Below are 21,858 nucleotides of genomic sequence, written 5' to 3' on the forward strand. Positions count from 1 at the left end.
GCGAGACTTCCAAGGAAACGACTCACTCCATTTTGTTATAGCATTACTTACTTGAAACTCTCGAAAAGAAATAGATTAAACAAGAAAGACTTAAGCAGAATTAATCAGGGCTTATCTACTTTCAATATTTTTAGATGGGGGTAGAGAGACTTGAACTCTCACGACCTATAACAGTCAACGGATTTTAAGTCCGCAGCGTCTACCATTCCGCCACACCCCCGTTTCGGGCACTCTCACAAGTTAATCACAGTTTTTTTGATTCAGCAAGTTATGAAGTTTTATTTCAGATGATAATTTAGGAAAGACGTCGAAAAGCAACGAAAAATAGGCAGAATTAAAGCTAGTTAAGATTAATGTCTCCTTGGATATAGAAACAAAATATTGCGTTTCGTTAATAATATGATCAATTCTAATCCTGTAATTTTCTGGTGATTTCATGGTCAATCTGCAACAGCTCCCTACTCTGCCAGCAACTCCGAAAAATGAAGCGTTTATCCGCCGTCATATCGGGATTAGTGATGATGCAGCAGCAAAAATGTTGGCATTTTTGGGGTTTGATTCTCTCGAAGATCTTATTAGTCAGACTGTGCCTGATCCAATTCGTCAGAAATTAGAACTCGGTCTTCCCCACGCACGAACTGAAGTAAAAGCGCTTTCAGATCTTGAGACGATCGCCAACCAAAACAAAGTTTTCAAAAATTTGATTGGGATGGGCTATTACGATTGCGTCACGCCACCTGTCATCCAGCGAAATGTTTTAGAAAATCCGGGTTGGTACACCGCTTATACACCCTACCAAGCAGAAATTGCTCAAGGCAGATTAGAGGCGCTTTTAAATTTCCAGACCATGGTGATTGAGCTGACTGGATTAGAAATTGCCAATGCGTCACTACTCGATGAAGGAACCGCCGCCGCCGAAGCAATGAGCATGAGTTATGGACTCTGCAAGAAGAAAACAGCCAATACCTTTTTTGTGTCGGAATTATGCCATCCCCAAACAATCGAAGTTGTACTGACCCGTGCGATGCCCCTCGATATCAATGTGGTCATTGGTAATCACGAAACCTTTGAAGTAACCGAAGATGTGTTTGGGGCACTGCTGCAATATCCGGCGACCAATGGCTCGGTTTTTGATTACAGCGAATTTATCGAAAAAGTCCACAACCAAAAAGCATTTGCGACAGTCGCAACCGATCTAATGAGCTTATGTTTGCTGAAAACGCCCGGTGAAATGGGTGCAGACATTGCAGTTGGAACCAGCCAAAGATTTGGGGTTCCATTGGGTTATGGTGGCCCCCACGCAGCATTCTTTGCGACGAAGGAAAAGTTTAAGCGTCAAATCCCCGGCAGAATTGTAGGCGTTTCGAAGGATGTTCACGGTAAACCTGCGTTACGTTTAGCACTACAAACCCGTGAACAACATATTCGTCGTGACAAAGCGACCAGTAATATTTGCACGGCTCAGGTTCTTCTCGCCGTAATGGCCTCAATGTATGGGGTGTATCACGGTGCTGAAGGCCTGAAGGCGATCGCCACGGAAATTCACCAGTTGACCCAAATTTGTGCGAAAGGTTTAGAAAAATTAGGTTTTGGAATTAGTTCGACCATTACATTCGATACGATTCAGGTGATCGCGACAACAGAACAAGCTACAACTATTCGCGAAAATGCAGAAGCAGCAGAATATAATCTGCGCTATTTTGATGATGGAAAAATCGGCATTAGCTTTGATGAGACTTGCACCACTGATGACGTGAAAGCTGTATGGGGATTTTTTGCTGAACAAGAAAAATTGCCCTTTACCCTTGAACAAATCGAGCGGGAAATCACCGATGCTTTGCCGGAAAATCTCCTGCGTACCAGCGCATTTTTAACCGATCCTGTTTTCAATACTCACCGGTCTGAAACCGAACTTTTACGCTATATTCATCATCTCCAAAGTAAGGACTTATCCTTGACCACATCGATGATTCCATTGGGTTCCTGCACGATGAAACTCAATGCGACAGCGGAAATGATTCCGGTCACCTGGGCAAGCTTCGGTAAAATTCATCCCTTTGCTCCCCGTAGCCAAACAGCAGGATATAAGGAAATGTGTGACCAGCTAGAAGGCTGGCTCGCAGAAATCACAGGTTTTGCTGGGGTTTCACTCCAACCGAATGCGGGTTCTCAAGGGGAATATGCTGGCTTGCAAGTTATCCGTCAGTTTCATATCAAGAACGGTGATCGCCAACGTAATATTTGTCTAATTCCAGAATCTGCCCATGGCACTAACCCTGCCAGTGCGGTGATGTGTGGCTTTAAAGTTGTGCCGGTGAAATGCTGTAGCAGTCAGGGTGATATTGAAATTGAAGATCTCAAAGCCAAGGCTGAAAAGTATAAAGATAATCTCGCAGCATTGATGGTGACCTATCCCTCAACTCACGGTGTGTTCGAGGAAGGCATCAAAGGTATCTGTGAGATTATCCATAGCCATGGCGGTCAAGTTTATCTCGATGGCGCAAACATGAATGCCTTAGTCGGCGTTTGTCGTCCCGGTGATTTTGGTGCAGATGTTTGTCACCTCAACCTACACAAAACCTTCTGTATCCCTCACGGTGGTGGTGGACCTGGCGTTGGCCCTATTTGTGTTGCAGCACATTTAGTTCCTTACCTCCCCAAAACCGAGCTCACAGAAAATGAAACCAATATCGGTTTCATTTCGGCAGCTCCTTTGGGTAGTGCGAGCATCCTGCCAATTTCATGGATGTACATTGCCATGATGGGTTCTGAGGGATTAACAAAGGCCACTAAAACAGCAATCCTCAGTGCAAACTATATGGCTAAACGCTTGGATGAGCATTACCCAGTGCTGTTTAAGGGGGCAAATGATTGTGTTGCCCATGAATGTATTATCGACCTGCGCCAAATGCGAAAGTCTGCGGAAATCACAGTGGAAGATATTGCAAAACGACTGATGGATTATGGCTTCCATGCACCAACCATTTCTTGGCCTGTGGCTGGAACGATGATGATCGAGCCAACAGAAAGTGAATCTCTTGAGGAAGTAGATCGATTCTGTGATGCAATGATTGCGATTCGTGAGGAAGTGCGCCAGATTGAAGTCGGCAATATTGCCAAGGATGATAATCCCGTCAAAAATTCTCCCCATACTGCTGAATCTTTAATCTGTGGAGATTGGGAGCATCCTTATTCCCGCGAAGTGGCAGCTTATCCTACGGCTTGGCTCAAAGAATCGAAGTTCTGGGCATCTGTTGGCAGAATTAATAATGCGTTTGGCGATCGCAACCTTGTTTGTTCATGTGAAGGAATGGATGCTTACAAAAACGAATAACAATGTTTCCTCGATATTGGTCTGACTTTCTCGCACAGCATTATCTAACTGGCAAAAGCGCCACCATTCCTAAATCCAAAGATTTATCGGGGCTCGGCGCTGAGTTACAATTTTTTAATGAGAATGAAGCGATAGAAGAAAGTGAGGAATTTTATCCAGGCATTGCTGTTGCTCCAGATGGTTTTATTCCGGTGGCAATTTGTTTGATTGGTAGTGGCGATCCATATTTTATCAATAGAAATGATGGCATTAATGGTGCTCTATATCGGGTTTACCATGATGTAGTTGCCGTAATGCCTTACAGCAAATTTCAGCCTAGCAAGGTGTATGAAGTAGTATAGGTGAGTTGACTGGTGAGGAAGAAAGTAGCATCTTGCCGAAAGCCTACTCATTAGACTTAAGACAGAAAATAGTGGATGCCTACGAAAGGGGTGGTGTGAGTCAAAGTAGTCTTGCCCGACAATTTGGAGTGGCGAAAAGTTTTGTACAAAAGCTCCTCGACCAAAAACGACTGACAGGGTCGATTGCTCCGAAAAAACGAAGCCAACAAACACCTCCCAAATTAAACGAAGAGCATCAAACAATATTGCGCCAGTTGCTCACCAAGAAAAACGATGCGACGCTAGCGGAACTATGTGATGAGATGGAGAAACGCACTGGTCTCCGTGTGGCCAATAGCACCATGCATCGCACCTTAAGAAGAATGGGATATAGCCTCAAAAAAAACATTCTATCCAGACCTTAAGGCGACAAAACGAGTGCAACAAGCCAGATATGATTTTTGGCAGAAAATGCAAGCGACTCTAGCGAAAAACTTGATTTTTATCGATGAATCGGGCGTGAACTTAGCCATGACAAGACTGAGGGCACGTTCTGAGAAAGGGAAACGAGCTTATAGTCCGAAATCCAGTAAACGAGGCAAGAATGTTTCTTTGATTGGAGCATTAGGCTTCAAGGGAATGGTCGCTAATTATCATCTGCTGGGGAGTACGGATGGATTAACCTTTGAAGCATTCATCAGCCAGAAGTTAATACCAAACTTATGGGCGGGAGCATGTGTGGTGATGGATAACTGTTCGATTCATTTAGGAGAGTCAGTACGCACAATGATTGAGGCCGTGGGAGCTAAGTTGATTTACCTTCCTCCCTATTCTCCAGATTTTTCACCCATTGAAAATTGCTGGTCAAAGTTGAAAAGTACCTTGAAAAGTATCGGGGCAAGAACTTATCTAGCTCTAGACAAGGCAATTGAGGTAGCTTTTTCCAAGATTACCCTTGATGATATTCGATGCTGGTTTACACATTGCTGCTATTGCACCTCACTCGACTAGAAATTGCTATACAAAAAAGAGGAGGCGATCGCCATAGTTCTCAAAAACCATGAAGAAATACTTTTTTTTCTAGATGCCGATTAGGGAAAAAAGCTCAATTGGAGGAGATACAGAATGACATCCGAAGAAAATACTACGCAGAAAAGTGCTGCACGAAAAAGAGCAGATGAGATTAAAGGATATCAATGTAAAAATTTAATTGCTGTTATAGAAAACCCCAAATACATTGAAAATATCGGCTCAGTAATTCGCAATGTCAATGCTTTGGGAGTTGAAAAAACCTATATTATCGATCCTTTCAAAAAATTGCCTGATGATTGGCAAGATATGCGAGAACGTAAATCTTTATCGCGGCTTTCTGTCTCTGCAATCAAATGGAGTTTTGTAAAACGCTTTGATTCAACAGAAGATTGCTTAGCTCATCTTAAGAATAAGCACTTTCACTCTATCGTTACTTCACCACATATTAAAGGTGAAAGAAACTGCATCCTCCATGAAGTTGATTACACTGTTTATACGAAATTAGCAGTATGGTTTGGGAATGAATCCCACGGTATTAGTAAGGTTGCTGTGAAAAACAGTGAAATGTGTGTGAGTATTCCGATGTTTGGCATGGTTGAAAGCCTAAATTTGGGCACAACATCGGGGATTGTTTTATATGAAGTGACAAAGCAACGCCGTGAATATCAAAAACAATATAAAAGAAGTGGAAAGCGTCGCCCAATTAATGCAGAAAAATACTAACTAACGTGAGTTCGGGATAAGGAATAAATGTTCTAATCAAGTTTTAGAGAGGGTTTCTTGGGCTGATGACAATAGGCAATGAGACAACAAAGCAAGTTGACACAAAAATTGGCAGGACTGCGGTGGCGGGAATGCTCAATCTGAGAAATATTCTTCAGTTGGTCAATGACTGTCTCAATCAAAGCTCGCTTGCGGGCCAAAACTTTGTCACGCCAAAGCATCCGGTGATTCTTCATATTGCGACGAGGCTTAGCTAGAAGCCTCACATCATATTCTTCTTGTAAATACTGTGCCAGAGCTTGAGAGACGTAACCTTTATCGGCAAAGACTTTTCCCGATAACCCTTTCAAAAGCTCCACTACCGGTTTTCTATCATCGGTGTTGCCAGGCGTGATTTTAACATTGAGTAATTCTCCACGGTCATTGATAATCAGATGTAGTTTGAAACCAAAGAACCAACCCACAGAGGTTTTACCTCGAGCGGCATGACCTTCAAAAACGCGATGTTGAGAGATGCGGCGATTGTGACAAACTTTGATACTGGTGGCATCAATGAAACTAATGCCTGTGCAATCTCCATAACAGTCACATAAATAGGCACATAGAGGCACTAAGCTGGAGGGCATCCATGCCACAAAGCGTTGATAACTCACTGCTTTGGGAAAGGCTTTTTGCCAATAGTGTCGCATCATCAGGAGATAGAAATACTTGAAATTACGATAGTGAGATTGGTGAAAAGCAATCAATATCGTCATTATCTCGCTGAGACTAAGGCTTCTGGGGCGACGCCGTCGCTTTTGCTTTGAGGCCAGTAATTGCTGTTGCCATTGAGGTTCAAAGACTGGTCATGGGAGAAGCTGGTGGACTGCTTATTAACTTCCACAATATGCACTTTCTCCTATGCTTAGTTTAGACGCTTTATTTTGTGACGTTGACGATTTCTGCCCAGTCTTTGAACCTCAGTGGCATCAAGAATTACTTAGCTCTTGCAAAAGGTATCGTCACCGTTCTAGAAGCCTAAGCTTGAGTGAGGTGATGACGATACTCATCGCTTTTCATCAATCTCACTATCGTAATTTCAAGTATTTCTATCTCCTGATGATGCGACACTATTGGCAAAAAGCCTTTCCCAAAGCAGTGAGTTATCAACGCTTTGTGGCATGGATGCCCTCCAGCTTAGTGCCTCTATGTGCCTATTTATGTGACTGTTATGGAGATTGCACAGGCATTAGTTTCATTGATGCCACCAGTATCAAAGTTTGTCACAATCGCCGTATTGTCCAACATCGAGTCTTTAACGGTCATGCCGCTAGAGGTAAAACCTCTGTTGGGTGGTTCTTTGGCTTCAAACTCCATCTGGTCATTAATGATCGGGGAGAATTACTTCATGTACAAATCACTCCTGGCAATATTGATGACAGAAAGCCTGTCGTCGAACTGTTACGGAATTTATTCAGCAAAGTCTTTGGAGATAAGGGCTATGTGTCCCAAGCTCTGGCACAACATCTCAAAGAAGAACATGATGTGATGTTAATTGCTAAACCTCGCCGCAATATGAAGAATCACTTGATGCTCTGGCAAGATACATTCATCGCTCGTAAACGAGCTTTGATTGAAACCGTGATTGACCAACTGAAGAACATTTCTCAGATTGAGCACTCTAGGCATCGTAGTCCAGCGAACTTCTGCGTCAATTTGCTCTGTGGCTTGATTGCCTCTTGTCATCAGCCTAAGACACCTTCTCTCCAACTCAATTAGAGTCTCTTTTCCTTATCCGGAACTCACGTTAACTTAAGTTGACCATACCCTTTGTTGTGAGCGGACATTTGGAGTGGCGATCGCCCACTTCCCTAATCATCAATAGATTAGGTATCTGTTTGCTGTAATTCTTTTTCTTTGTCTTGGCAGTAATTATTTAAAGATTCACCAATCGTTTTCTCAAGTTCACCAGCAGCTTGAGTGCGTGTTTGAGCTGCAAGAGCCGTTTCAAGATTTTTCTTTTGCCAAGCTTCAACCATACTGTATGTTGCTGCTGCTTGCTCGCTGTAGACTTCGCTAATTTTGTCTTGGTAATTTTCTAGGATGGGGCTGCTGATATCAATATTGGCGATCGCCTCAGCTCCTGTTTTTAAGGTATCTGCTGCTTGGAGCCAGACATCAAGGTTCGGCTCTTCGCCTTCGAGTGTTTGTTCAGCTTGAGTAATTGTTTGGGCCTCGATCACGACATCATTAATCGTTTCAAGCAACTCCTGACATTCGTAGACTACAGGGTCAATACTTTGGCAGGCGTTGAGAGTGATGAGGCTGAGAGATGAGACACTGGCACAGGAAAGAAGGCGTAGATTCACGGAAATAGTCGTAAAAGAGTCACGCACAGTGTACAAAATTTAAGCAACCTTTTGTGTTTAGAGTGTCATCAATGGTTATTGCGCGTATTTTGGAACCGGAAGTGATGGATGATCCCGCTGAGGCGATCGCCTATGATGCGATGGATTTTTCCGATGTAAATCAAGATTTTGCAAATGTAGTGGTCGCAACTTACCCGCAGCCTACTGCAACGGTTTTAGATTTGGGGACAGGTACGGCGAGAATTCCAATTTTTGTCGCTGAGCAACGCCCGCAATGGCAAATTATTGCCGCTGATTTAGCACCATCGATGTTGGCCGTAGGTCAAAAAAATGTTGATGCGGCAGGTTTCACCTCCCAAATACAGTTGCAATTAGCGGACTCGAAAGACTTACGATTTGGCGATCGCTATTTTGATGTCATTATGTCGAATAGTTTGATTCACCACTTGCCAGATCCGCTGCCTTGTTTCCAGGAGATGCGACGGCTATTGAAACCTGGTGGAGCAATTATTTTGCGAGATCTCTTCCGACCAACTAGTGTCGCGAAAATTGACAAAATTATTGCAGGTGTTGATGATGCTGATTTTGATGCTCACCAACTAAAGCTCTTTCGAGATTCGCTATTTGCCGCATTTACGATTGATGAAATTCAGGCGATCGCGAATCAAACAGGCTTAGCTACTGCCAACGTTGAACAAACATCTGAACGTCACTGGACATTGATTTTTGTTGATGAACAATAGTGCCGAATAACTTTTAAATTCGAGCAAGCAGCTCCGTCTTTTTTGTCTGAAATTCCTCTTCTGTGAGCACGCCCTGCTCCTTGAGTTGACCCAACTTTTCGAGGGTTTGGTAAATATCAGCGGCCGTATCTCCTTCTTCTTTTTCGAGATCGGACACGTAGCCTTTTCCTTTCTCGAAAGCGCTGTCATAAGCTGATTTAACCTTTTCCTCGACAAAGTCAGAGAGAGAACCACCCGTCGCAAAATGATTGACGACCACCTGGCCCACCGCATAAGTAGAAGCCCCAGACGTAATCGCCATCGATGCGCCACCAATCACTGATCCCACGCCGGGAATTGCCTTGATAAAACTGGCACCGAGACGCGCTAAAGTTGTTCCGGTCAGAGCTGAGACGAAGGTTTTACCTGTACTGCGCGTATAGTTGACGCCATAAACCTGTGCGATCTGCTGAATCATTTCAAGCTGGATGGCTGTGACCGCCGCAAAATCAACTAAAGGGATTGGAATGAGGCCACCTCCCATTGCCCAGATAACGTGGGATTTGATGATGGCATCAGCTTCAGTTCTTTGGCTCATTGTTGTTTCTCTAATCTAGAGTTGAGGGGAATTTGGAGCTCCCTTTTTCCTATGATAGTCAGCCTGATTTTTCTTTTGGGTGATTCTTAAGGTTTGGTCATCTCGGCAGAAATTGGAAATTGGGTGTTGCGGCGATCGCCTCGGTACTGTTTGTTCGGTTTCTGACATTGCATAACGCTTTTAAGTATGACTACGATCAAGAAAGCAAAATTACGAATATTCTAAATTTTTTAATAATGGCCCAGTCAGACACAGCTCCACAAAATTCTGCGGACTCAAAAACCGAAGAAAAAATCTTATGTCCTCACTGCAAACGCACCGCAACAAATGGCATTAAGTGTAAGGGGATTTGTGTTTCCGATGACGATTACTAAACGCTAATGGTGATTTTTTTTACTCTAATCTCATAGCTAAAAAGCCTTGAAAATAAACTGACTAAACTCTCTTAAACTCAGATTCTAGATAAAAAATAAGACAATATTGAGGGTGATCAAAATCCCTAATAAACCGAGATTTATCTGAATTTCTCGATGGCTATCATTGAGCTTATTGCCGAGAATTTTTTTTGTCTTTTCTTGAAAGTAGCGTTGTAGGAACAGGGGTAGCCGATCAAAATATCGCTTATATTTCAAAATCGAGACGACAACATTGAAAACATTAAAGAGCGTAATCCCCAACATCGCCCAGCGATAGAGGCTGTAAAAGTTGATATTTTCATGACTGATCAAGAGGACTAGTTGCTGTAAATGACCGATTTCAATGAGAGTTTGTGCGTCCATCAATGTCAGTTTTAAACGTTGCTTCTATAAATCTGAATAAATAAATCGAGCAAATCCACACCTAATGAGGTTCGGTTCTACAGATTCTGTTTTGCTCAAGATACCTTTATTATCAATTTAGCTTGGTCGAAAGAAATTGATGAATGCAAATTTCGAACTAAATCAAATAGAAATCAGCAAAACGATTAGTTCTGTATTGCAGGATGCGCTGGGTGATGATGGAAATCAATCTCCGATGTCTGCACCGCAACGTCGTCGACAATGGCGGGGGGCGATCGCCGCGCTAGAGTTGTTATTGCATGAGCAAAACCCCCAAGCTCAGGATGCAGGGATGGTTCTTTCAAGCCCTAGTCCAATGTTCTGCGATCGCCAAATTTCAGATTTTTATCAGCAGGTTGTCTTTGCGCCGAAAAGCATCCAAGAAGTTGCCATTAAGACGCTGATGCTGACAGGCATTGTGGATGATTGCCCCAGTAAATCCAACCATAATTTTTTAGAATTTCCACTTTTTTCCAACGATCCGCTCTACAAAGAACGGTTTTGTATTGTCTTGACCCCAAAGTTTAGCTTTGTGATGGTTGCGTCGGAGGAAGGTGGATTCCAATTCTCTTTTGATCCAGAGGTACTCAGCGAACTCTGGCAAATGTTGCGATGGCGGATGGCTCTCTCTCAGCCATTTCAATTTCAGACCATTCAGCAATTGTGGCAGCAATTTCTCCCTGTTGCACCAGATTATAAGCTTGTGTCGCGTTTCTCTCAGGTGATGTTGCGATCGCTGCCGGATATTAATGTCGTTCCCACAGCCGCTCCAAAAACGCACTCTACCAAAGAAAAATCCACGGTTGCCCGAGATATTCAGCCAGAGCTAGAACTCTTGCAGGCATTGACTCACGAAATTCGAACGCCACTCACTACGATTCGGACGATGACAAAGCTGTTGCTTAAGAAGAAAAAACAGCTCACTTCAGACATTGTGAAACGCATCGAAACAATTGAGCAGGAATGTAACGAGCAAATTCGGCGGATGGAATTAATCTTTCGTGCAGCAGAGCTTGAAGCACCTTCCCATTGCCGTGAAGTACAGCTCATTCCGATTTCTCTCGAACAAATTTTTCACCATGGGATTCCTTTTTGGGAAAAGCAAGCTCAGCGGCGAAATGTCGAACTAAAAGTACTTTTACCGAAAACTTTGCCCCAAGTCGTGAGTGATCCAGCGATGCTCGATCAAGTGCTTTCCGGTCTCATTGAAACCTTTACTCGTCGTTTGCCTTCGGGCTCTGAAGTTGAGATCAATGTTTCAACGGCAGGTAGTCAGTTGAAATTAGAGGTGCAATCCCAGGGAATTGGTCAAAAATGTCTCGAAAAGGCAATTGGCCAGATGCTTATTTTCCAACCGGAAACGGGCAGTTTGAGCCTCAATGTGAATGTGACTAAAAATCTGTTTCAGGCCCTCGGAGGGAAGCTTCGCATTCGCCAAAAGCCTTCTGGAGAAGATGTTTTCACAATCTTTTTACCCCTTGGGAATAACGTACCACTCACGATTTAAAGTTGTGGGCTGATCTACTTTTTATCGAGTAGAGAACTGTCAGTGAAAAGCTGTTTAAAGGTTTTTGATTCTAAGATTTTGTAGGTTTTACCCACCGCGATATCAAAATCTTTTTCAGCTTTTTCGACCATTGCTGGCGTGATATTTTGGCGATGATTTTTGCCATGCCAATAGTTAATCATGGTCAGTTGATCAGGCTGTTTGTCGTTTTGCCAAAGCTCTTTGCCGATATAGTCGGGCGATCGCCGATTAACTGGATCCCAAATTTCAATCTCTTTGGTGATGAAGAGCGCTTGCTCATCCTCGGGCACTGAAAATTGCAACCATTCAACAATGATTTCATCTTGGGAAGCCGCCGCAGGAACAGTCTTAAAGCTGAGAAACAGACCTAAAAATGCCACACAGCAAATGCTGGTGAGAAGAATTTGATTGAGTTTTTGTAGTAAAGACTTGAATTTAGTCATCACCAATAATCCGTAAACGTACACTGCTTTCGCCAGACTCATCGAGATCCACTTCAATCACTTCTCCACTTAGGATTTCTAGGGAGCCGAGGAGTGATCGCAGGTAAGGATTACTCGCGCCAGTATCAACGTAGAGACGGTCAGCTAATTTGCCCATCCGCCTCCAAGTGGTAAAGAGCTTGACGACAACCTGCTCCATCTGAGTGGCTTGCTTCACCAAGTCCGCAGCAGTCCCCAAACAATCTAAGCGCAGTGCCTCTTCCAATGCCATTTCGAGATCGATATTCGCTTTTTTAATGGTTTGCACTTGGGATGCGGCATCGATATATTTCGCTAGGCTTTTTGCCTCAGTAGTCACGCTTTTAACGGTGTCAGAATCAGGCTTTTCGCGAATCTCTTCTTGGATAGCCGTAACATGTGTCTCAGGTAATTTCTCCATCTCTTTAACGAGGGGAGATAAGAAACGGCTTGGTAATGCACCACTAGCAGCCTGTTCTTTTACTTCGTCAGGCAAGAGATCTGAGTTCATGGTTGTCCATTCATCAGAGAGTTGCTTCACTTCACGACGGGTAATGCGATCGCCTTTTTGAGCTGCTTCGGAGATCAGTTGCTGAATTTCGGGGGAAGATTTCGCAGTTTCAACGAAGGCATTTTTACTGAAATTATTAATGCTACTCTCATCTAGCTGTCCGTCGGCTAACAGAGTATCGGCACTATTAGCTAGCTCGATGAGGTTGTAAGCTTGACTTTTTGTGATTTCCCGTTGCTTGAGCCAATTGAGAAAACCTGTGCCGCGACCATCGCCACCTTTCTTTTCGCGATCACGTACTGCCCGCATAATTCTGCCACGCCAAATATCGGTCTGGAGATCAAAGCGATCGCACACCTGCCACGCTCGTTCGATCTGACTTTCAAATTCCGCCTCGTGGAGCTTGTCATCCTCTGGATCTGGCAGCTCAAAGCCAAATTCGTTGCTAGGGAGAGCTGCTGCCGAAAGGTCTTCTGTTGCGATCTCAGAGAAGCTAGTCATAGTTGAAATATCTTTTTCCACTCAGGTTGAATGTAAGCCTCAATGATTTTAGAAGGCATACCTGATTCCGACAAGGAATTTATCTGAGATTAAATACATCTATTGATTTATATAAAGCTTCGGGCGATCGCCGCCAACTCTTTTTCTGACGTATCTTTTGAGATTAATCCTTAGAGGACTTTTTATTACCCTTCCGAAATATTAGCCAAGCACCTAGGGTGAGGCATTGTCAACTTAACTGAAGGTTTTAGGAATGTAGCCACTATTTTTCTACAAGGACGGCTGTTCCTGATTTAGAAAGCTTTCTCTAGGCATGTGAGTTTCTGCCAACTCTCTATCCGTTGGCTCATTATCTCCCGATATTCTTTGGCTGGATGCTGGTGTTGATGTGGGTGGAAGTATCCTCGTATGGTTCAAATGCTGATAAAAATCGTTGGGCATGACCAGAGGACTTGAATCTGCCCATTCGCCTTTCCCTCACCCTCGTCGGTCGATGGGAATTCTATACTCGATTATTCAAGCCTCTATGCTGTCTATGCTCTACCCCTTTGAGTATGTTCTTTTTAGCGGCTCCATAACTCTTGAGTTTATCGGTGACTATCACTCTAGGAACTGTCCCTTCTCCCTTGAGCAATCTCTTGAAGAACTTCTCTGCTGCTGCCCTATTTCGTCTGGATTGCAGAAGAATATCTAGGGTTTGACCTTCTTTATCCACGGCTCGCCAAAGGTAGTAATATTTGCCTTTTATTTTGAGCACGACTTCGTCTATAGCAGTGGTCAAAAGAGTTAAGACATAGCATCACGAAGAGTCATCTCCATTGCCTCTCTGAGAGATTGACTATATTTGAGTTGCTTTCTGATACGAGTTTTCAACCAAGACCAACACTGTTCAATTCTGTTTAAATCTGGTGAGTAAGGAGGCATATACCACACCTCACATTTCGCTTGCGCAAGGATTTCTACAATCCTCCCTCCCTTGTGGAAAGTGGCATTATCCAAAATCAACACCTGATGAGGTTGTAATTCTGGTAGTAAACAATTCTCTAGCCACACCTCAAACACATGGCGATTACAAGAGCCTTCCACCGTAAAGGGAGCAAACAATCTACCCTGATGCCAGGCTGCAATCATATTGACTCTACCGCGACGACTTTCTGACTTGAGGGAGTAAACTCTTTCTCCTTCGGGACTATAGCTATAGTCATACTGACCATCTCGCTCATCCATTCCTGACTCATCACAGTAGATGATTTGCTCGGGTTTCAATCTTGTCAACCCTTGTCTGAATTCCTGTCGCTTCTGTTCATCCCTTTCTTGATATCCATAGGTCTTTTTTTCGAGAGTTTCAAGTAAGTAATGCTATAGCAAAATGGAGTGAGTCGTTTCCTAGAAATTCTCGCTATGACAATTCACTGCTCCCAATGTAATGCTCAAGACATCATCAAAAGTGGATTCGCTAAAAATCGTCAACGATTTAAGTGTAAGCAGTGCAATTATCAATTTACAAGCTTTTCTAAAGAGCGGGGCAAGCCTCTCTGGATGAAATTAGAAGCTGTATTGATGTATATAGCAGCGAAGGAGAAGGTTAGGACATAGAACAGAAGGCTATTCTGATGGCATCGAACAAATCCTCAGTCTTCTTGATGAGCTTACTTACCTCCTTCTTTAACCTCCCCCAAAACTTCTCTATCTTGTTCAGGTGTGGTGAGTAGGGTGGCAAAAATATCACTTCACATCCTGCCTTCGCCACCAATGTTTGTATTCTTTCCTTTGGATGAACACTGGCATTATCCAGAATAATAATTTGACCCGGAATCAACTCTGGCACTAAGCAATCCTCTACCCATTGGCAAACTAAGGCGCTGTTGGCATAGCCCTCAAATACCATCGGTGCTATCTGCTCTCCCTCTCGCCATCCTCCAATCACGCTAACTCGTTCTATACGATGACCTAACTTCTCTGCGATAAACCTCTCTGACTTATGGCAGTAGCCATACCCATAATCTAAGGTATTATCAAATCCACTTTCATCGATATATACGAGTCGTTCTTGGCCATACTGCTTCAGTTGTGCCACAAATGCTTTTTCTAATTCTTTATCTCTCTCTTGATATCGATAGGTCTTTTTTTCGAGTAAATTCAATACTTTGACAGGCATTAAGTTGACAATGCCTCTTCGCCACCAATACTTCTAGTTCCAGCTCTTGACAGAGAATATCGGTAGTCCTAAAGAACGTGAGTTCTGGATAAGGAAAGAAAAGGAGAAAGCCCATATCGTGGAAGTTGTAACGAATCCACGGCTTTCTCCCATGTCCAGTCTAGAGGCTCTGTTTTGCCATGTTGATGATTTCTGCCAAGTCTTTGAACCCTTATGGCATCAAGCGTTACTCAGCTCTGGCAAAAAATACCGTCGCCGTCAGAGAAGCTTCAGTCTGAGTGAGGTGATGACTATTCTCATTGCTTTCCATCAATCTCACTATCGAAATTTCAAGCATTTCTATCTCATCAAGGTGAAATGCGATTGGCAACAAGAGTTTCCTCTAGCTGTGAGCTATCAACGCTTTGTGACATGGATACCTTCGAGCTTGATTCCTCTCTGTACATATCTGCGACGATGCTTCGGACAATGCACTGGTATTAGCTTCATTGATGCCACCAGCATCAAGGTTTGCCATAATCGCCGTATCTCTCAACATCGTGTTTTTGAAGGTTGCGCGGCAAGGGGCAAGACTTCGGTGGGATGGTTCTTCGGCTTCAAACTACACCTGGTCATCAATGAGCGAGGAGAATTACTCAACGTCCAAGTGACGCCCGGAAATACCGATGACCGCCAACCTATAGTGGAGTTATGGCAAGACTTATGGGGTAAAGTCTTTGCCGATAAAGGCTATGTCTCACAATCTTTAGCCCAGCATCTTCAAGAGGAACATGAGGTGACCCTAATGGCTAAACCTCGTCGAAATATGAAGCATCATTTGATGGTTTATCAAGATAAACTTTTTGCTCGTAAGCGGGCTTTGATTGAGACAGTTATTGACCAACTGAAGAACATCTCACAGATTGAACATTCCCGACATCGCAGTCCCACAAACTTTTGTGTGAACTTGCTGTGTGGGCTGATTGCTTACTGCCATCAACCCAAAAAACCTTCTTTACAGCTTGATTAGACCTATCATTCCTTATCCAGAACTCACGTTAAAGAGGTAAGGATGAGTTGTAGTGATGAACAAAAAGCCAAATAGCTCCAATGTGGTTGGGAGTGTCAAGAATTTTGTGTCAACTTGCTTTGCGGTCTCATTGCCTACTGTCATCAGCCTAAGAAACCCTCTCTTCAGCTTGATTAGAAGCTTCTTTTCCTATCCCGAACTCAGGTTTCTTATTATCCTTACCTCTTTAGGACTACCAGAATGTCTAATGTATTGCGATCAATTGGGTCAAACTCTCCAGCAATAAAATTAATATCCTCATGCTCTTCCCGAATAATTTAGATCACCTGCTTCCGATATCTCAGCTTCGGATCATCCTGAAGCGAGCGAGCCAAAAGAATCTTGTAACCTTCCTTCACCGGATAAAATTGCGGCGTCATTGCCGATGATTCTTGAGTTACCTTTTCAGACGTATATTCGAATAACTCATCCACCCCAATCCAACCATCATTATCCGGATCCGCTGCCCCAGAACGAATACCATCCAGCAGATAATGCGTGTAGATCGATAACTCCGAATTTTCCTGCGCAAAAGAATATTTCGTCGCTGTCGAAGACGTTAAAATCGCACGACCTTTGCCACCCAGTTCATCCGGCTTAATATCAAGCGCTGTCGCATCATCACCTTTAACATTTAAGCCTTTCGGAAACGCCCCACTAAAACAACAGTCTATAATAATCACCTGTCTTTCTGACCTGCTACTATTCATTATCCCAGTGCATTTCACTTGCCCGATAAGCCGAAAACGACTTCACATATTTGTCTTTATCCAATTCAGTGTGTGACAAAGCAAAATACAGATTAAAAGATCTATCTCGTATGCCATGCCCTGAAAAATAGAACAGAGTCAAGTCATCAGTTTCACGGCCTGCCAACAGCTCGAAAACAGAATGCTATAACTCACTTTTTGAGGGATTCTTCAAGCACTTTACATCATCAAAATCACCTAAATCAGACGAGAGTTTCAAGTAAGTAATGCTATAGCAAAATGGAGTGAGTCGTTTCCTTGGAAGTCTCGCTATGACAATTCACTGTCCCCAATGTAATGCTCAAGACATCATCAAAAGTGGATTCGCTAAAAATCGTCAACGATTTAAGTGTAAGCAGTGCAATTATCAATTTACAAGCTTTTCTAAAGAGCGGGGCAAGCCTCTCTGGATGAAATTAGAAGCTGTATTGATGTATATGAGTGGTATGTCAATGAATGCGACAGCCAAGATTCTCGGTGTATCAGCTCAATCAGTGCTCAATTGGGTAAGAGATTCCGGTGAAGCCAATTATGAAAAGCCCACTCCTGAGTCTGCTGTCGTGGTGGAGCTAGATGAGCTATGGCATTTTATCCAAGAGAAAAAAACAAACTTTGGGTCTGGAAAGCATATGACCGTAATACTGGGCGACTCATTGACTGGGAATTGGGAAGTCGTGATAGTCGAACTTTAGGTCATTTACTAGAGCGGTTATCGCAATGGCAAATCACTGTCTATTGCACCGATAATTGGAAACCCTATCAACAGCTATTAGAGAATCACCCAGATGCTTTTCATGCCATTAGCAAGAAAGAGACAATAGCAATTGAGAGAAACAACTCAGACAATCGCCATTGGTTTGCTCGGTTTCATCGCAGGACGAAGGTCGTCTCTAAATCAAAACACATGGTGGACTTGAGCATGGCACTGTTTGCGAAATTTAGAGTGAATGGAAGTATTGAGCTACTGCGCAATTGGCGTTTAACATTACTCTCTTGAAACTCTCTAATAATCGCTGCTCAATAAAGAATAAAGAAGCCTCAAACCCAGATTAGGAAAGACTTTTTTCCTGTTGTCCTTATCCCGAACTCACGTTACCCTAACCAAAAGCGCGAACTTCCTCATCACCTATTCCGCATCCAACTCCCTAATAAAATTTCCGACAGCGCCTAAATCTTTAGTTTTTGGGACTTTAACAGAAACTTTCTTTGTCCCACGCGATGTGGTCTTTTCGTAAACGACTTCTATTTCGCGACCTTTAGACATTTCAATGAAAGTGGGAAACAAAGCTTTAATCTTTTCCGTTGTGATATTCATTTTCACAATACCAACAACTGCCCCACCGATCTTTTTGATGACTTCACCTAAGCCCTTTGCTCCATCCGGAATATCGTCAGATGCAATAATCTCAACAACGCTTTGCCCCACGTGAGTCGATAACTCTTCCCGAATATTACTCAGATCCTCTTCAAATGACTCTTATGATGCCTCAGCATCGCTAATCACTAAGAGGATGTCTGAAAAGTCTTTATGTTTGATAAATGCTGCGTAAATTCCGCCAGGTTGATCGCCTGAAGTGCTTATTTTTACGTGCAACTCATTTCGAGAAAAGTTACGGTCAGACCCTTTTCAGACATCCTCTAAGTAGAACTCAGACATCTTGAAAAAACCTCGCTGCACACTAACTTGATTTATTCTATCGAGTAATTAAAAAGTATCCTTAGGCTTCTCAGCTACCAAGCATCAGCTTGACTATTCTTTTCCACGTCCAGCAATCTCTCGCGTAAGTCTTTCCAGTCAATATCTGCATTTGTTGCATCTGTTATGATTCGACCTTTTTCTAAGTAAATTACGTGGGTCGCCAGATGTTTTGCGAAATCTAGCTCATGGGTTGCCGCGATAATCGGAACCTTAGTTTCAGCTTGATATTCCAATAAAGTTTCTGCCAAGTTTTTTGAGCGTCCAATATCCAGCGCTGAGGTGGGTTCATCCAATAACAAAATCTTAGGTTCCAGCATCAATCCTCGGGCGATCGCCACCCATTGTTTTTGACCACCGGAAAGCAGCGCTTCATTTCGGTCGAGCCAGATTTCGGGGATATCAAGCTTTTCCTGCCAATATAAATATCGCCGCTGAATTTCTGCCTTTGGAAGTTTCTGCAAGGTGAGCGGATAAAGCAGCACCTCTTTAACTTGCATTCCCAGCAATTTCGCTTCCTGTGGCACAAGATTTATTTGTTGGCGCAACTCTTCTGGCGAATATTCTGCGTAGGGTTTATCCAGAAAAGTTAGCTGCCCAGAAGTCGGTGATTGCAATCGGTTTAGCATCTGTAAAACCGTGCTTTTCCCAGAACCCGATGACCCCAAAAGCACCAGGCGATCGCCCTCATTGAGTTCAAAGGAAATATCTTGCAAAATTGTGCGAGCTGGCACCTGAAACGTAAGATTTTGCACCTTTAGCACTGCCATTTATCGCACCACCCGATAATGAATGAAAATTTCTGACTCGACCGTTTCTGACTTCAATAATTCTAATTTGAGACCAGAGGCTTCCAGAAAACCTTGGCCACCACACCAAGTTGGAGCAGTTTCTCCGCCAAGCACAATCGGACAAACAGTAAGAAAAAGCTCATCAATTAAACCCTGCTCTACAAAACTGCCAATTAATTTACTGCCACCCAATAGCCCAATTTTCTCGATGCCTTGAGTCTTAAGTTGATGCAATATTGGTAGCCAATTATTTAAAGAATCTAGCTCAATAATTTGCTCGAATTTATTGGAGTTTTCCCAAGCCTTTTTTCCTTGTGGGGTTGTAATTAAACCTCTCGGAATAGACTGCTCAAAAAAACGAATATCTTTGGCGATCACCCCGGAAGCAGAACAAACAAAATGAATTGGTTGAGAAGGTTTGCCCTGCTGTTGCCGTTGAGCCAATAATTTTGGATCTCGAATCGACAAACTCGTGCCATAAGCCCGCAACGTATTTGCCCCAAAAATAACCGCATCCATTGCCGCAATTTGTGTTTCTAGATGAGCCTTATCCGCTGCTGACCCAAACCGCGCAGGCGATCGCCCCTTATCCGCAATTTTTCCGTCCGCACTCATCGCGACAATAGCCGTTAAATGAGGTCTACTCATACCAGCCGTTACTTTCCGACTCTTCACGTTCGACGTGCCAATCTGGATTTTCACCACCGATTACCATGCGTTTCATCGGCACAAAATCCTTACTGAGCTGAGTCATCGCATTTGCGAGAACATCCAGCGCAACAAGATCGCTCGTACCGAGGTCAAACCAGCAACGACCCCACATGCCGAGATATTCCCAATCTCCCATATTGTGCATAGGAGCCATCATCGCGTTATCCGCTTGGTCGTGGTCATAGTCCAAATAACTAACCTCCACACCAGTGTCTTGAATTTGGAGATTTTCCGCATTAAATCCACCTAATTTGCCGAGATAAAACCAAGAATCAAACAATTCCTCCACATACTGCGTTTCATTGCGGGAAGGGACGCTTTCAAACTCGACCCAAATCCACAAATCGAACTGGTTAAACTCTCGAAACTGAATTTCCATTTACCTATTTATCTCTGTAATCCGAACGAATAATCATATCGGGCGATCGCCCAAAACATATACCTTGTTGCATCAAAAGAAGATATTTCCCCTCTCGGGAGGGGATTAAGGGGTGGGTTTGACTTTTTTTATTGAGGCAAACTATCCCAAGCTGCAGCCGCATCCTCAACCGCTTGCTCAACAGATTTTTGGCCGAGCATTGCTGCCTGAAGATTTTCGTAAATAAACTTTTGAAGTTGCGTCAAATTCTTTTGAGCAGGAATTAAAATCTCCGCATCACCGAGCTGTTGCGCACTCACCTGTCGCGCCAAACTGAGTAAATCCTCTGCCGATTCCTCTTCCAGACTCGCAATGTATTGATCCACTGCATCTACCGTTGAAGGTAAAACATTTGCAGATTTGGCAAACTCCAGTTGATTTTCAGTATTCGTCACAAACAGCGCAAACTCCAGCGCCTCTTCCTGATCGGGCGAATCCTTGGGAATCACCAAATTCATTACTGCGACATTCTTTTTACCAGTTGAACCCGTAATTTGATCCGACGGTATCGAAACTTCGGCAATGCTGGGTGCGTTTTGTTGGATCGACTTAATAAACTCTGGTGAGGTATTCACAATAGCCGTTTCACCCGCTTGGTAAAGCTCAATGGCATGTTGGTGGCCTTGCGTTAAAACCTCTGGTGGCAACAACTTTTGCTCATACAAATCCACCCAATACTGAAAAGCGGCAATCCCTTCCGACGTATTAAACGCAGCCTTACCATCTTCTCCAATAAACGTTACGCCCATCTGCACCATCGACTCCAACACCTCATTGGAATCCCCTGGCACAAAGGTCGCAAAGAAAGCATACTTATCTGTTTTTGCCTTCACTTCAGCCGCAACCGCTGCTAATTCTTCATAGGTTTTGGGAGCCTCTGCAATCCCCGCCTGCTCAAGTAAATCCTGATTATAAAAACTGATGCGAGTTGTTAAATACCAAGGGATTCCAAACGTTTGTCCTTCGATCTGATTCGCTTCCCAAATCTTGGGCAAATAGCGATCACGCATCTCTTGGGTGAGCACAGTATCAAGATTTAGCCAAGCATTTCGACTGGCTAACTGCGACGCAAAATTCGGGTTGAGATTCACCACATCCGGAGCCGTCTTTGCAGAAACAGCCGTTAAAATTTTGCTTTCCATCGCTGACCATGGCACATCTACCCAACGCACAGAAAGATCGGATTGTCCAGTCTCAAACTCCGAAATTAGTGTATTGAAATATTCTGTAAACTTCGGTTGCAATTGCATTGTCCAGAATTCAACGTTAGGTTCTCCATCAGAACCCGCAGAATTTGTCTCAGATGATGAACCACACCCGGCGATCGCCACTAAGCTCACCCCAAGCAAAACCCCACAACACCAACGTTTGAACATAGAAAAGATCCTCAG

23 protein-coding genes, 1 tRNA gene and 4 pseudogenes are annotated in these 21,858 nt (G+C 43.5%); 11 read left to right on the forward strand and 17 right to left on the reverse strand.

Translation table 11 applies throughout. The features are described 5' to 3' along the window. Positions 1–135: 135 nt before the first annotated feature. A tRNA-Leu gene (locus LEPTO7376_RS19390) sits at positions 136–220 on the reverse strand. A 216-nt stretch (positions 221–436) separates the two neighbouring features. On the opposite strand from LEPTO7376_RS19390, the gene gcvP reads away from it, so the two are divergent. From gcvP to LEPTO7376_RS19415, 5 genes are all read left to right on the forward strand, one after another. After that, positions 437–3,334 (forward strand): aminomethyl-transferring glycine dehydrogenase, encoded by a 2,898-nt coding sequence (gene gcvP / locus LEPTO7376_RS19395; protein ID WP_015135771.1) that lies wholly within the window; start codon positions 437–439, stop codon positions 3,332–3,334. 2 nt (positions 3,335–3,336) lie between these two features. Then, on the forward strand, positions 3,337–3,675 hold the full coding sequence (locus tag LEPTO7376_RS19400; RefSeq protein WP_051188827.1) for a hypothetical protein: 339 nt from the start codon (positions 3,337–3,339) through the stop codon (positions 3,673–3,675). Positions 3,676–3,680: 5 nt separating this feature from the next. Continuing rightward, positions 3,681–4,079 carry a transposase gene (locus LEPTO7376_RS27965; RefSeq protein WP_225901096.1) on the forward strand — a complete coding sequence of 133 codons (399 nt, stop codon included), beginning with the start codon at positions 3,681–3,683 and terminating at the stop codon, positions 4,077–4,079. 13 nt (positions 4,080–4,092) lie between these two features. Further along, positions 4,093–4,665 (forward strand): IS630 family transposase, encoded by a 573-nt coding sequence (locus LEPTO7376_RS27970; RefSeq protein ID WP_041763060.1) that lies wholly within the window; start codon positions 4,093–4,095, stop codon positions 4,663–4,665. A gap of 114 nt (positions 4,666–4,779) precedes the next feature. Next, a complete protein-coding gene (locus tag LEPTO7376_RS19415; protein ID WP_015135772.1) occupies positions 4,780–5,409 on the forward strand; it encodes an RNA methyltransferase in 630 nt (209 codons plus the stop codon). A gap of 32 nt (positions 5,410–5,441) precedes the next feature. Here LEPTO7376_RS19415 and LEPTO7376_RS19420 read toward each other — a convergent pair whose 3' ends face one another. Beyond that, the gene (locus tag LEPTO7376_RS19420; protein WP_071880716.1) at positions 5,442–6,221 is read right to left on the reverse strand and encodes an IS982 family transposase; all 780 of its coding nucleotides are present in this window, start codon (positions 6,219–6,221) and stop codon (positions 5,442–5,444) included. Positions 6,222–6,309: 88 nt separating this feature from the next. Between LEPTO7376_RS19420 and LEPTO7376_RS19425 the strand changes: the two genes are divergently transcribed. After that, positions 6,310–7,167 (forward strand): IS982 family transposase, encoded by an 858-nt coding sequence (locus LEPTO7376_RS19425; protein ID WP_015135773.1) that lies wholly within the window; start codon positions 6,310–6,312, stop codon positions 7,165–7,167. A gap of 107 nt (positions 7,168–7,274) precedes the next feature. On the opposite strand, the gene LEPTO7376_RS19430 is transcribed toward LEPTO7376_RS19425, so the two are convergent. Next, positions 7,275–7,757, reverse strand: coding sequence for a hypothetical protein (locus LEPTO7376_RS19430; protein WP_160148522.1), 483 nt, complete (start codon positions 7,755–7,757; stop codon positions 7,275–7,277). Between the two features lie 71 nt (positions 7,758–7,828). On the opposite strand from LEPTO7376_RS19430, the gene LEPTO7376_RS19435 reads away from it, so the two are divergent. Beyond that, positions 7,829–8,500 carry a class I SAM-dependent methyltransferase gene (locus LEPTO7376_RS19435; protein ID WP_015135775.1) on the forward strand — a complete coding sequence of 224 codons (672 nt, stop codon included), beginning with the start codon at positions 7,829–7,831 and terminating at the stop codon, positions 8,498–8,500. Positions 8,501–8,513: 13 nt separating this feature from the next. On the opposite strand, the gene LEPTO7376_RS19440 is transcribed toward LEPTO7376_RS19435, so the two are convergent. The 3 genes from LEPTO7376_RS19440 to LEPTO7376_RS19450 all read right to left on the reverse strand — a co-directional run bounded on the left by LEPTO7376_RS19440 (position 8,514) and on the right by LEPTO7376_RS19450 (position 9,856). Continuing rightward, the gene (locus LEPTO7376_RS19440) at positions 8,514–9,077 is read right to left on the reverse strand and encodes a DUF697 domain-containing protein (protein WP_015135776.1); all 564 of its coding nucleotides are present in this window, start codon (positions 9,075–9,077) and stop codon (positions 8,514–8,516) included. Between the two features lie 15 nt (positions 9,078–9,092). After that, complete coding sequence (locus LEPTO7376_RS26740) at positions 9,093–9,245, reverse strand: hypothetical protein (protein WP_162471211.1); 153 nt, start codon at positions 9,243–9,245, stop codon at positions 9,093–9,095. 290 nt (positions 9,246–9,535) lie between these two features. After that, the gene (locus tag LEPTO7376_RS19450; RefSeq protein WP_015135777.1) at positions 9,536–9,856 is read right to left on the reverse strand and encodes a hypothetical protein; all 321 of its coding nucleotides are present in this window, start codon (positions 9,854–9,856) and stop codon (positions 9,536–9,538) included. A 139-nt stretch (positions 9,857–9,995) separates the two neighbouring features. Here LEPTO7376_RS19450 and LEPTO7376_RS19455 point away from each other — a divergent pair, with 139 nt between their 5' ends. Beyond that, on the forward strand, positions 9,996–11,402 hold the full coding sequence (locus LEPTO7376_RS19455) for a sensor histidine kinase KdpD (RefSeq protein ID WP_015135778.1): 1,407 nt from the start codon (positions 9,996–9,998) through the stop codon (positions 11,400–11,402). A gap of 14 nt (positions 11,403–11,416) precedes the next feature. On the opposite strand, the gene LEPTO7376_RS19460 is transcribed toward LEPTO7376_RS19455, so the two are convergent. From LEPTO7376_RS19460 to LEPTO7376_RS19475, 4 genes and pseudogenes are all read right to left on the reverse strand, one after another. After that, complete coding sequence (locus LEPTO7376_RS19460; RefSeq protein WP_015135779.1) at positions 11,417–11,866, reverse strand: TIGR03792 family protein; 450 nt, start codon at positions 11,864–11,866, stop codon at positions 11,417–11,419. Continuing rightward, a complete protein-coding gene (locus LEPTO7376_RS19465) occupies positions 11,859–12,896 on the reverse strand; it encodes a hypothetical protein (RefSeq protein WP_015135780.1) in 1,038 nt (345 codons plus the stop codon). Before LEPTO7376_RS19465 ends, LEPTO7376_RS19460 begins: the two co-directional genes overlap by 8 nt. 420 nt (positions 12,897–13,316) lie before the next feature. Next, positions 13,317–13,665 (reverse strand): annotated as a pseudogene (locus tag LEPTO7376_RS19470) (IS6 family transposase); the annotation flags it as partial. Positions 13,666–13,682: 17 nt separating this feature from the next. After that, positions 13,683–14,231, reverse strand: a pseudogene (locus LEPTO7376_RS19475) (IS630 family transposase); the annotation flags it as partial. Between the two features lie 66 nt (positions 14,232–14,297). On the opposite strand from LEPTO7376_RS19475, the pseudogene LEPTO7376_RS19480 reads away from it, so the two are divergent. Beyond that, positions 14,298–14,468: pseudogene (locus LEPTO7376_RS19480) on the forward strand (IS1 family transposase); the annotation flags it as partial. 13 nt (positions 14,469–14,481) lie between these two features. Here LEPTO7376_RS19480 and LEPTO7376_RS19485 read toward each other — a convergent pair. Next, a pseudogene (locus LEPTO7376_RS19485) lies at positions 14,482–15,052 on the reverse strand (IS630 family transposase); the annotation flags it as partial. Between the two features lie 153 nt (positions 15,053–15,205). Between LEPTO7376_RS19485 and LEPTO7376_RS19490 the strand changes: the two are divergent. After that, a complete protein-coding gene (locus tag LEPTO7376_RS19490) occupies positions 15,206–16,063 on the forward strand; it encodes an IS982 family transposase (RefSeq protein ID WP_015135782.1) in 858 nt (285 codons plus the stop codon). A gap of 317 nt (positions 16,064–16,380) precedes the next feature. On the opposite strand, the gene LEPTO7376_RS23960 is transcribed toward LEPTO7376_RS19490, so the two are convergent. Further along, complete coding sequence (locus LEPTO7376_RS23960; protein WP_225901131.1) at positions 16,381–16,830, reverse strand: caspase family protein; 450 nt, start codon at positions 16,828–16,830, stop codon at positions 16,381–16,383. A 293-nt stretch (positions 16,831–17,123) separates the two neighbouring features. Here LEPTO7376_RS23960 and LEPTO7376_RS26020 point away from each other — a divergent pair. After that, positions 17,124–17,848, forward strand: a protein-coding gene (locus LEPTO7376_RS26020; RefSeq protein ID WP_315861540.1) for an IS1 family transposase whose coding sequence is annotated in 2 segments (ribosomal slippage) — positions 17,124–17,448 and positions 17,448–17,848 — 726 coding nt in all. Because the reading frame shifts where the segments join, the coding sequence is not laid out codon by codon here. A 129-nt stretch (positions 17,849–17,977) separates the two neighbouring features. Here LEPTO7376_RS26020 and LEPTO7376_RS19505 read toward each other — a convergent pair. The 5 genes from LEPTO7376_RS19505 to LEPTO7376_RS19525 form a co-directional block, all read right to left on the reverse strand. Continuing rightward, entirely contained in the window at positions 17,978–18,277 is a 300-nt protein-coding gene (locus LEPTO7376_RS19505) for a hypothetical protein (protein ID WP_015135784.1), read from the reverse strand. 305 nt (positions 18,278–18,582) lie between these two features. Beyond that, positions 18,583–19,317 (reverse strand): ATP-binding cassette domain-containing protein, encoded by a 735-nt coding sequence (locus LEPTO7376_RS19510; protein WP_015135785.1) that lies wholly within the window; start codon positions 19,315–19,317, stop codon positions 18,583–18,585. Continuing rightward, positions 19,318–19,986: a RibD family protein gene (locus tag LEPTO7376_RS19515; protein WP_015135786.1), complete on the reverse strand. Its 669-nt coding sequence runs from the start codon at positions 19,984–19,986 to the stop codon at positions 19,318–19,320. Beyond that, entirely contained in the window at positions 19,979–20,428 is a 450-nt protein-coding gene (locus tag LEPTO7376_RS19520; RefSeq protein WP_015135787.1) for a DUF3531 family protein, read from the reverse strand. Before LEPTO7376_RS19520 ends, LEPTO7376_RS19515 begins: the two co-directional genes overlap by 8 nt. A gap of 128 nt (positions 20,429–20,556) precedes the next feature. Then, positions 20,557–21,843, reverse strand: a complete 1,287-nt coding sequence (locus tag LEPTO7376_RS19525; protein ID WP_015135788.1) for an ABC transporter substrate-binding protein — start codon at positions 21,841–21,843, stop codon at positions 20,557–20,559. Positions 21,844–21,858 lie beyond the last annotated feature (15 nt).

This window comes from [Leptolyngbya] sp. PCC 7376 (genome assembly GCF_000316605.1).
Taxonomy (GTDB): domain Bacteria; phylum Cyanobacteriota; class Cyanobacteriia; order Cyanobacteriales; family MRBY01; genus MRBY01.

Excerpts from the sequence above, each read along its gene's own strand:
- LEPTO7376_RS19400 (WP_051188827.1), top strand. The coding sequence starts at position 3,337 with ATGTTTCCTCGATATTGGTCTGACTTTCTCGCACAGCATTATCTAACT.
- LEPTO7376_RS19450 (WP_015135777.1), bottom strand. The coding sequence starts at position 9,856 with ATGGACGCACAAACTCTCATTGAAATCGGTCATTTACAGCAACTAGTC.
- LEPTO7376_RS19455 (WP_015135778.1), top strand. The coding sequence starts at position 9,996 with ATGAATGCAAATTTCGAACTAAATCAAATAGAAATCAGCAAAACGATT.
- LEPTO7376_RS19425 (WP_015135773.1), top strand. The coding sequence starts at position 6,310 with ATGCTTAGTTTAGACGCTTTATTTTGTGACGTTGACGATTTCTGCCCA.
- LEPTO7376_RS19490 (WP_015135782.1), top strand. The coding sequence starts at position 15,206 with ATGTCCAGTCTAGAGGCTCTGTTTTGCCATGTTGATGATTTCTGCCAA.
- LEPTO7376_RS19435 (WP_015135775.1), top strand. The coding sequence starts at position 7,829 with ATGGTTATTGCGCGTATTTTGGAACCGGAAGTGATGGATGATCCCGCT.
- LEPTO7376_RS19465 (WP_015135780.1), bottom strand. The coding sequence starts at position 12,896 with ATGACTAGCTTCTCTGAGATCGCAACAGAAGACCTTTCGGCAGCAGCT.
- LEPTO7376_RS26740 (WP_162471211.1), bottom strand. The coding sequence starts at position 9,245 with ATGTCAGAAACCGAACAAACAGTACCGAGGCGATCGCCGCAACACCCA.
- LEPTO7376_RS19415 (WP_015135772.1), top strand. The coding sequence starts at position 4,780 with ATGACATCCGAAGAAAATACTACGCAGAAAAGTGCTGCACGAAAAAGA.
- LEPTO7376_RS19440 (WP_015135776.1), bottom strand. The coding sequence starts at position 9,077 with ATGAGCCAAAGAACTGAAGCTGATGCCATCATCAAATCCCACGTTATC.
- LEPTO7376_RS19525 (WP_015135788.1), bottom strand. The coding sequence starts at position 21,843 with ATGTTCAAACGTTGGTGTTGTGGGGTTTTGCTTGGGGTGAGCTTAGTG.
- gcvP (WP_015135771.1), top strand. The coding sequence starts at position 437 with ATGGTCAATCTGCAACAGCTCCCTACTCTGCCAGCAACTCCGAAAAAT.
- LEPTO7376_RS19510 (WP_015135785.1), bottom strand. The coding sequence starts at position 19,317 with ATGGCAGTGCTAAAGGTGCAAAATCTTACGTTTCAGGTGCCAGCTCGC.
- LEPTO7376_RS19460 (WP_015135779.1), bottom strand. The coding sequence starts at position 11,866 with ATGACTAAATTCAAGTCTTTACTACAAAAACTCAATCAAATTCTTCTC.
- LEPTO7376_RS19520 (WP_015135787.1), bottom strand. The coding sequence starts at position 20,428 with ATGGAAATTCAGTTTCGAGAGTTTAACCAGTTCGATTTGTGGATTTGG.
- LEPTO7376_RS19515 (WP_015135786.1), bottom strand. The coding sequence starts at position 19,986 with ATGAGTAGACCTCATTTAACGGCTATTGTCGCGATGAGTGCGGACGGA.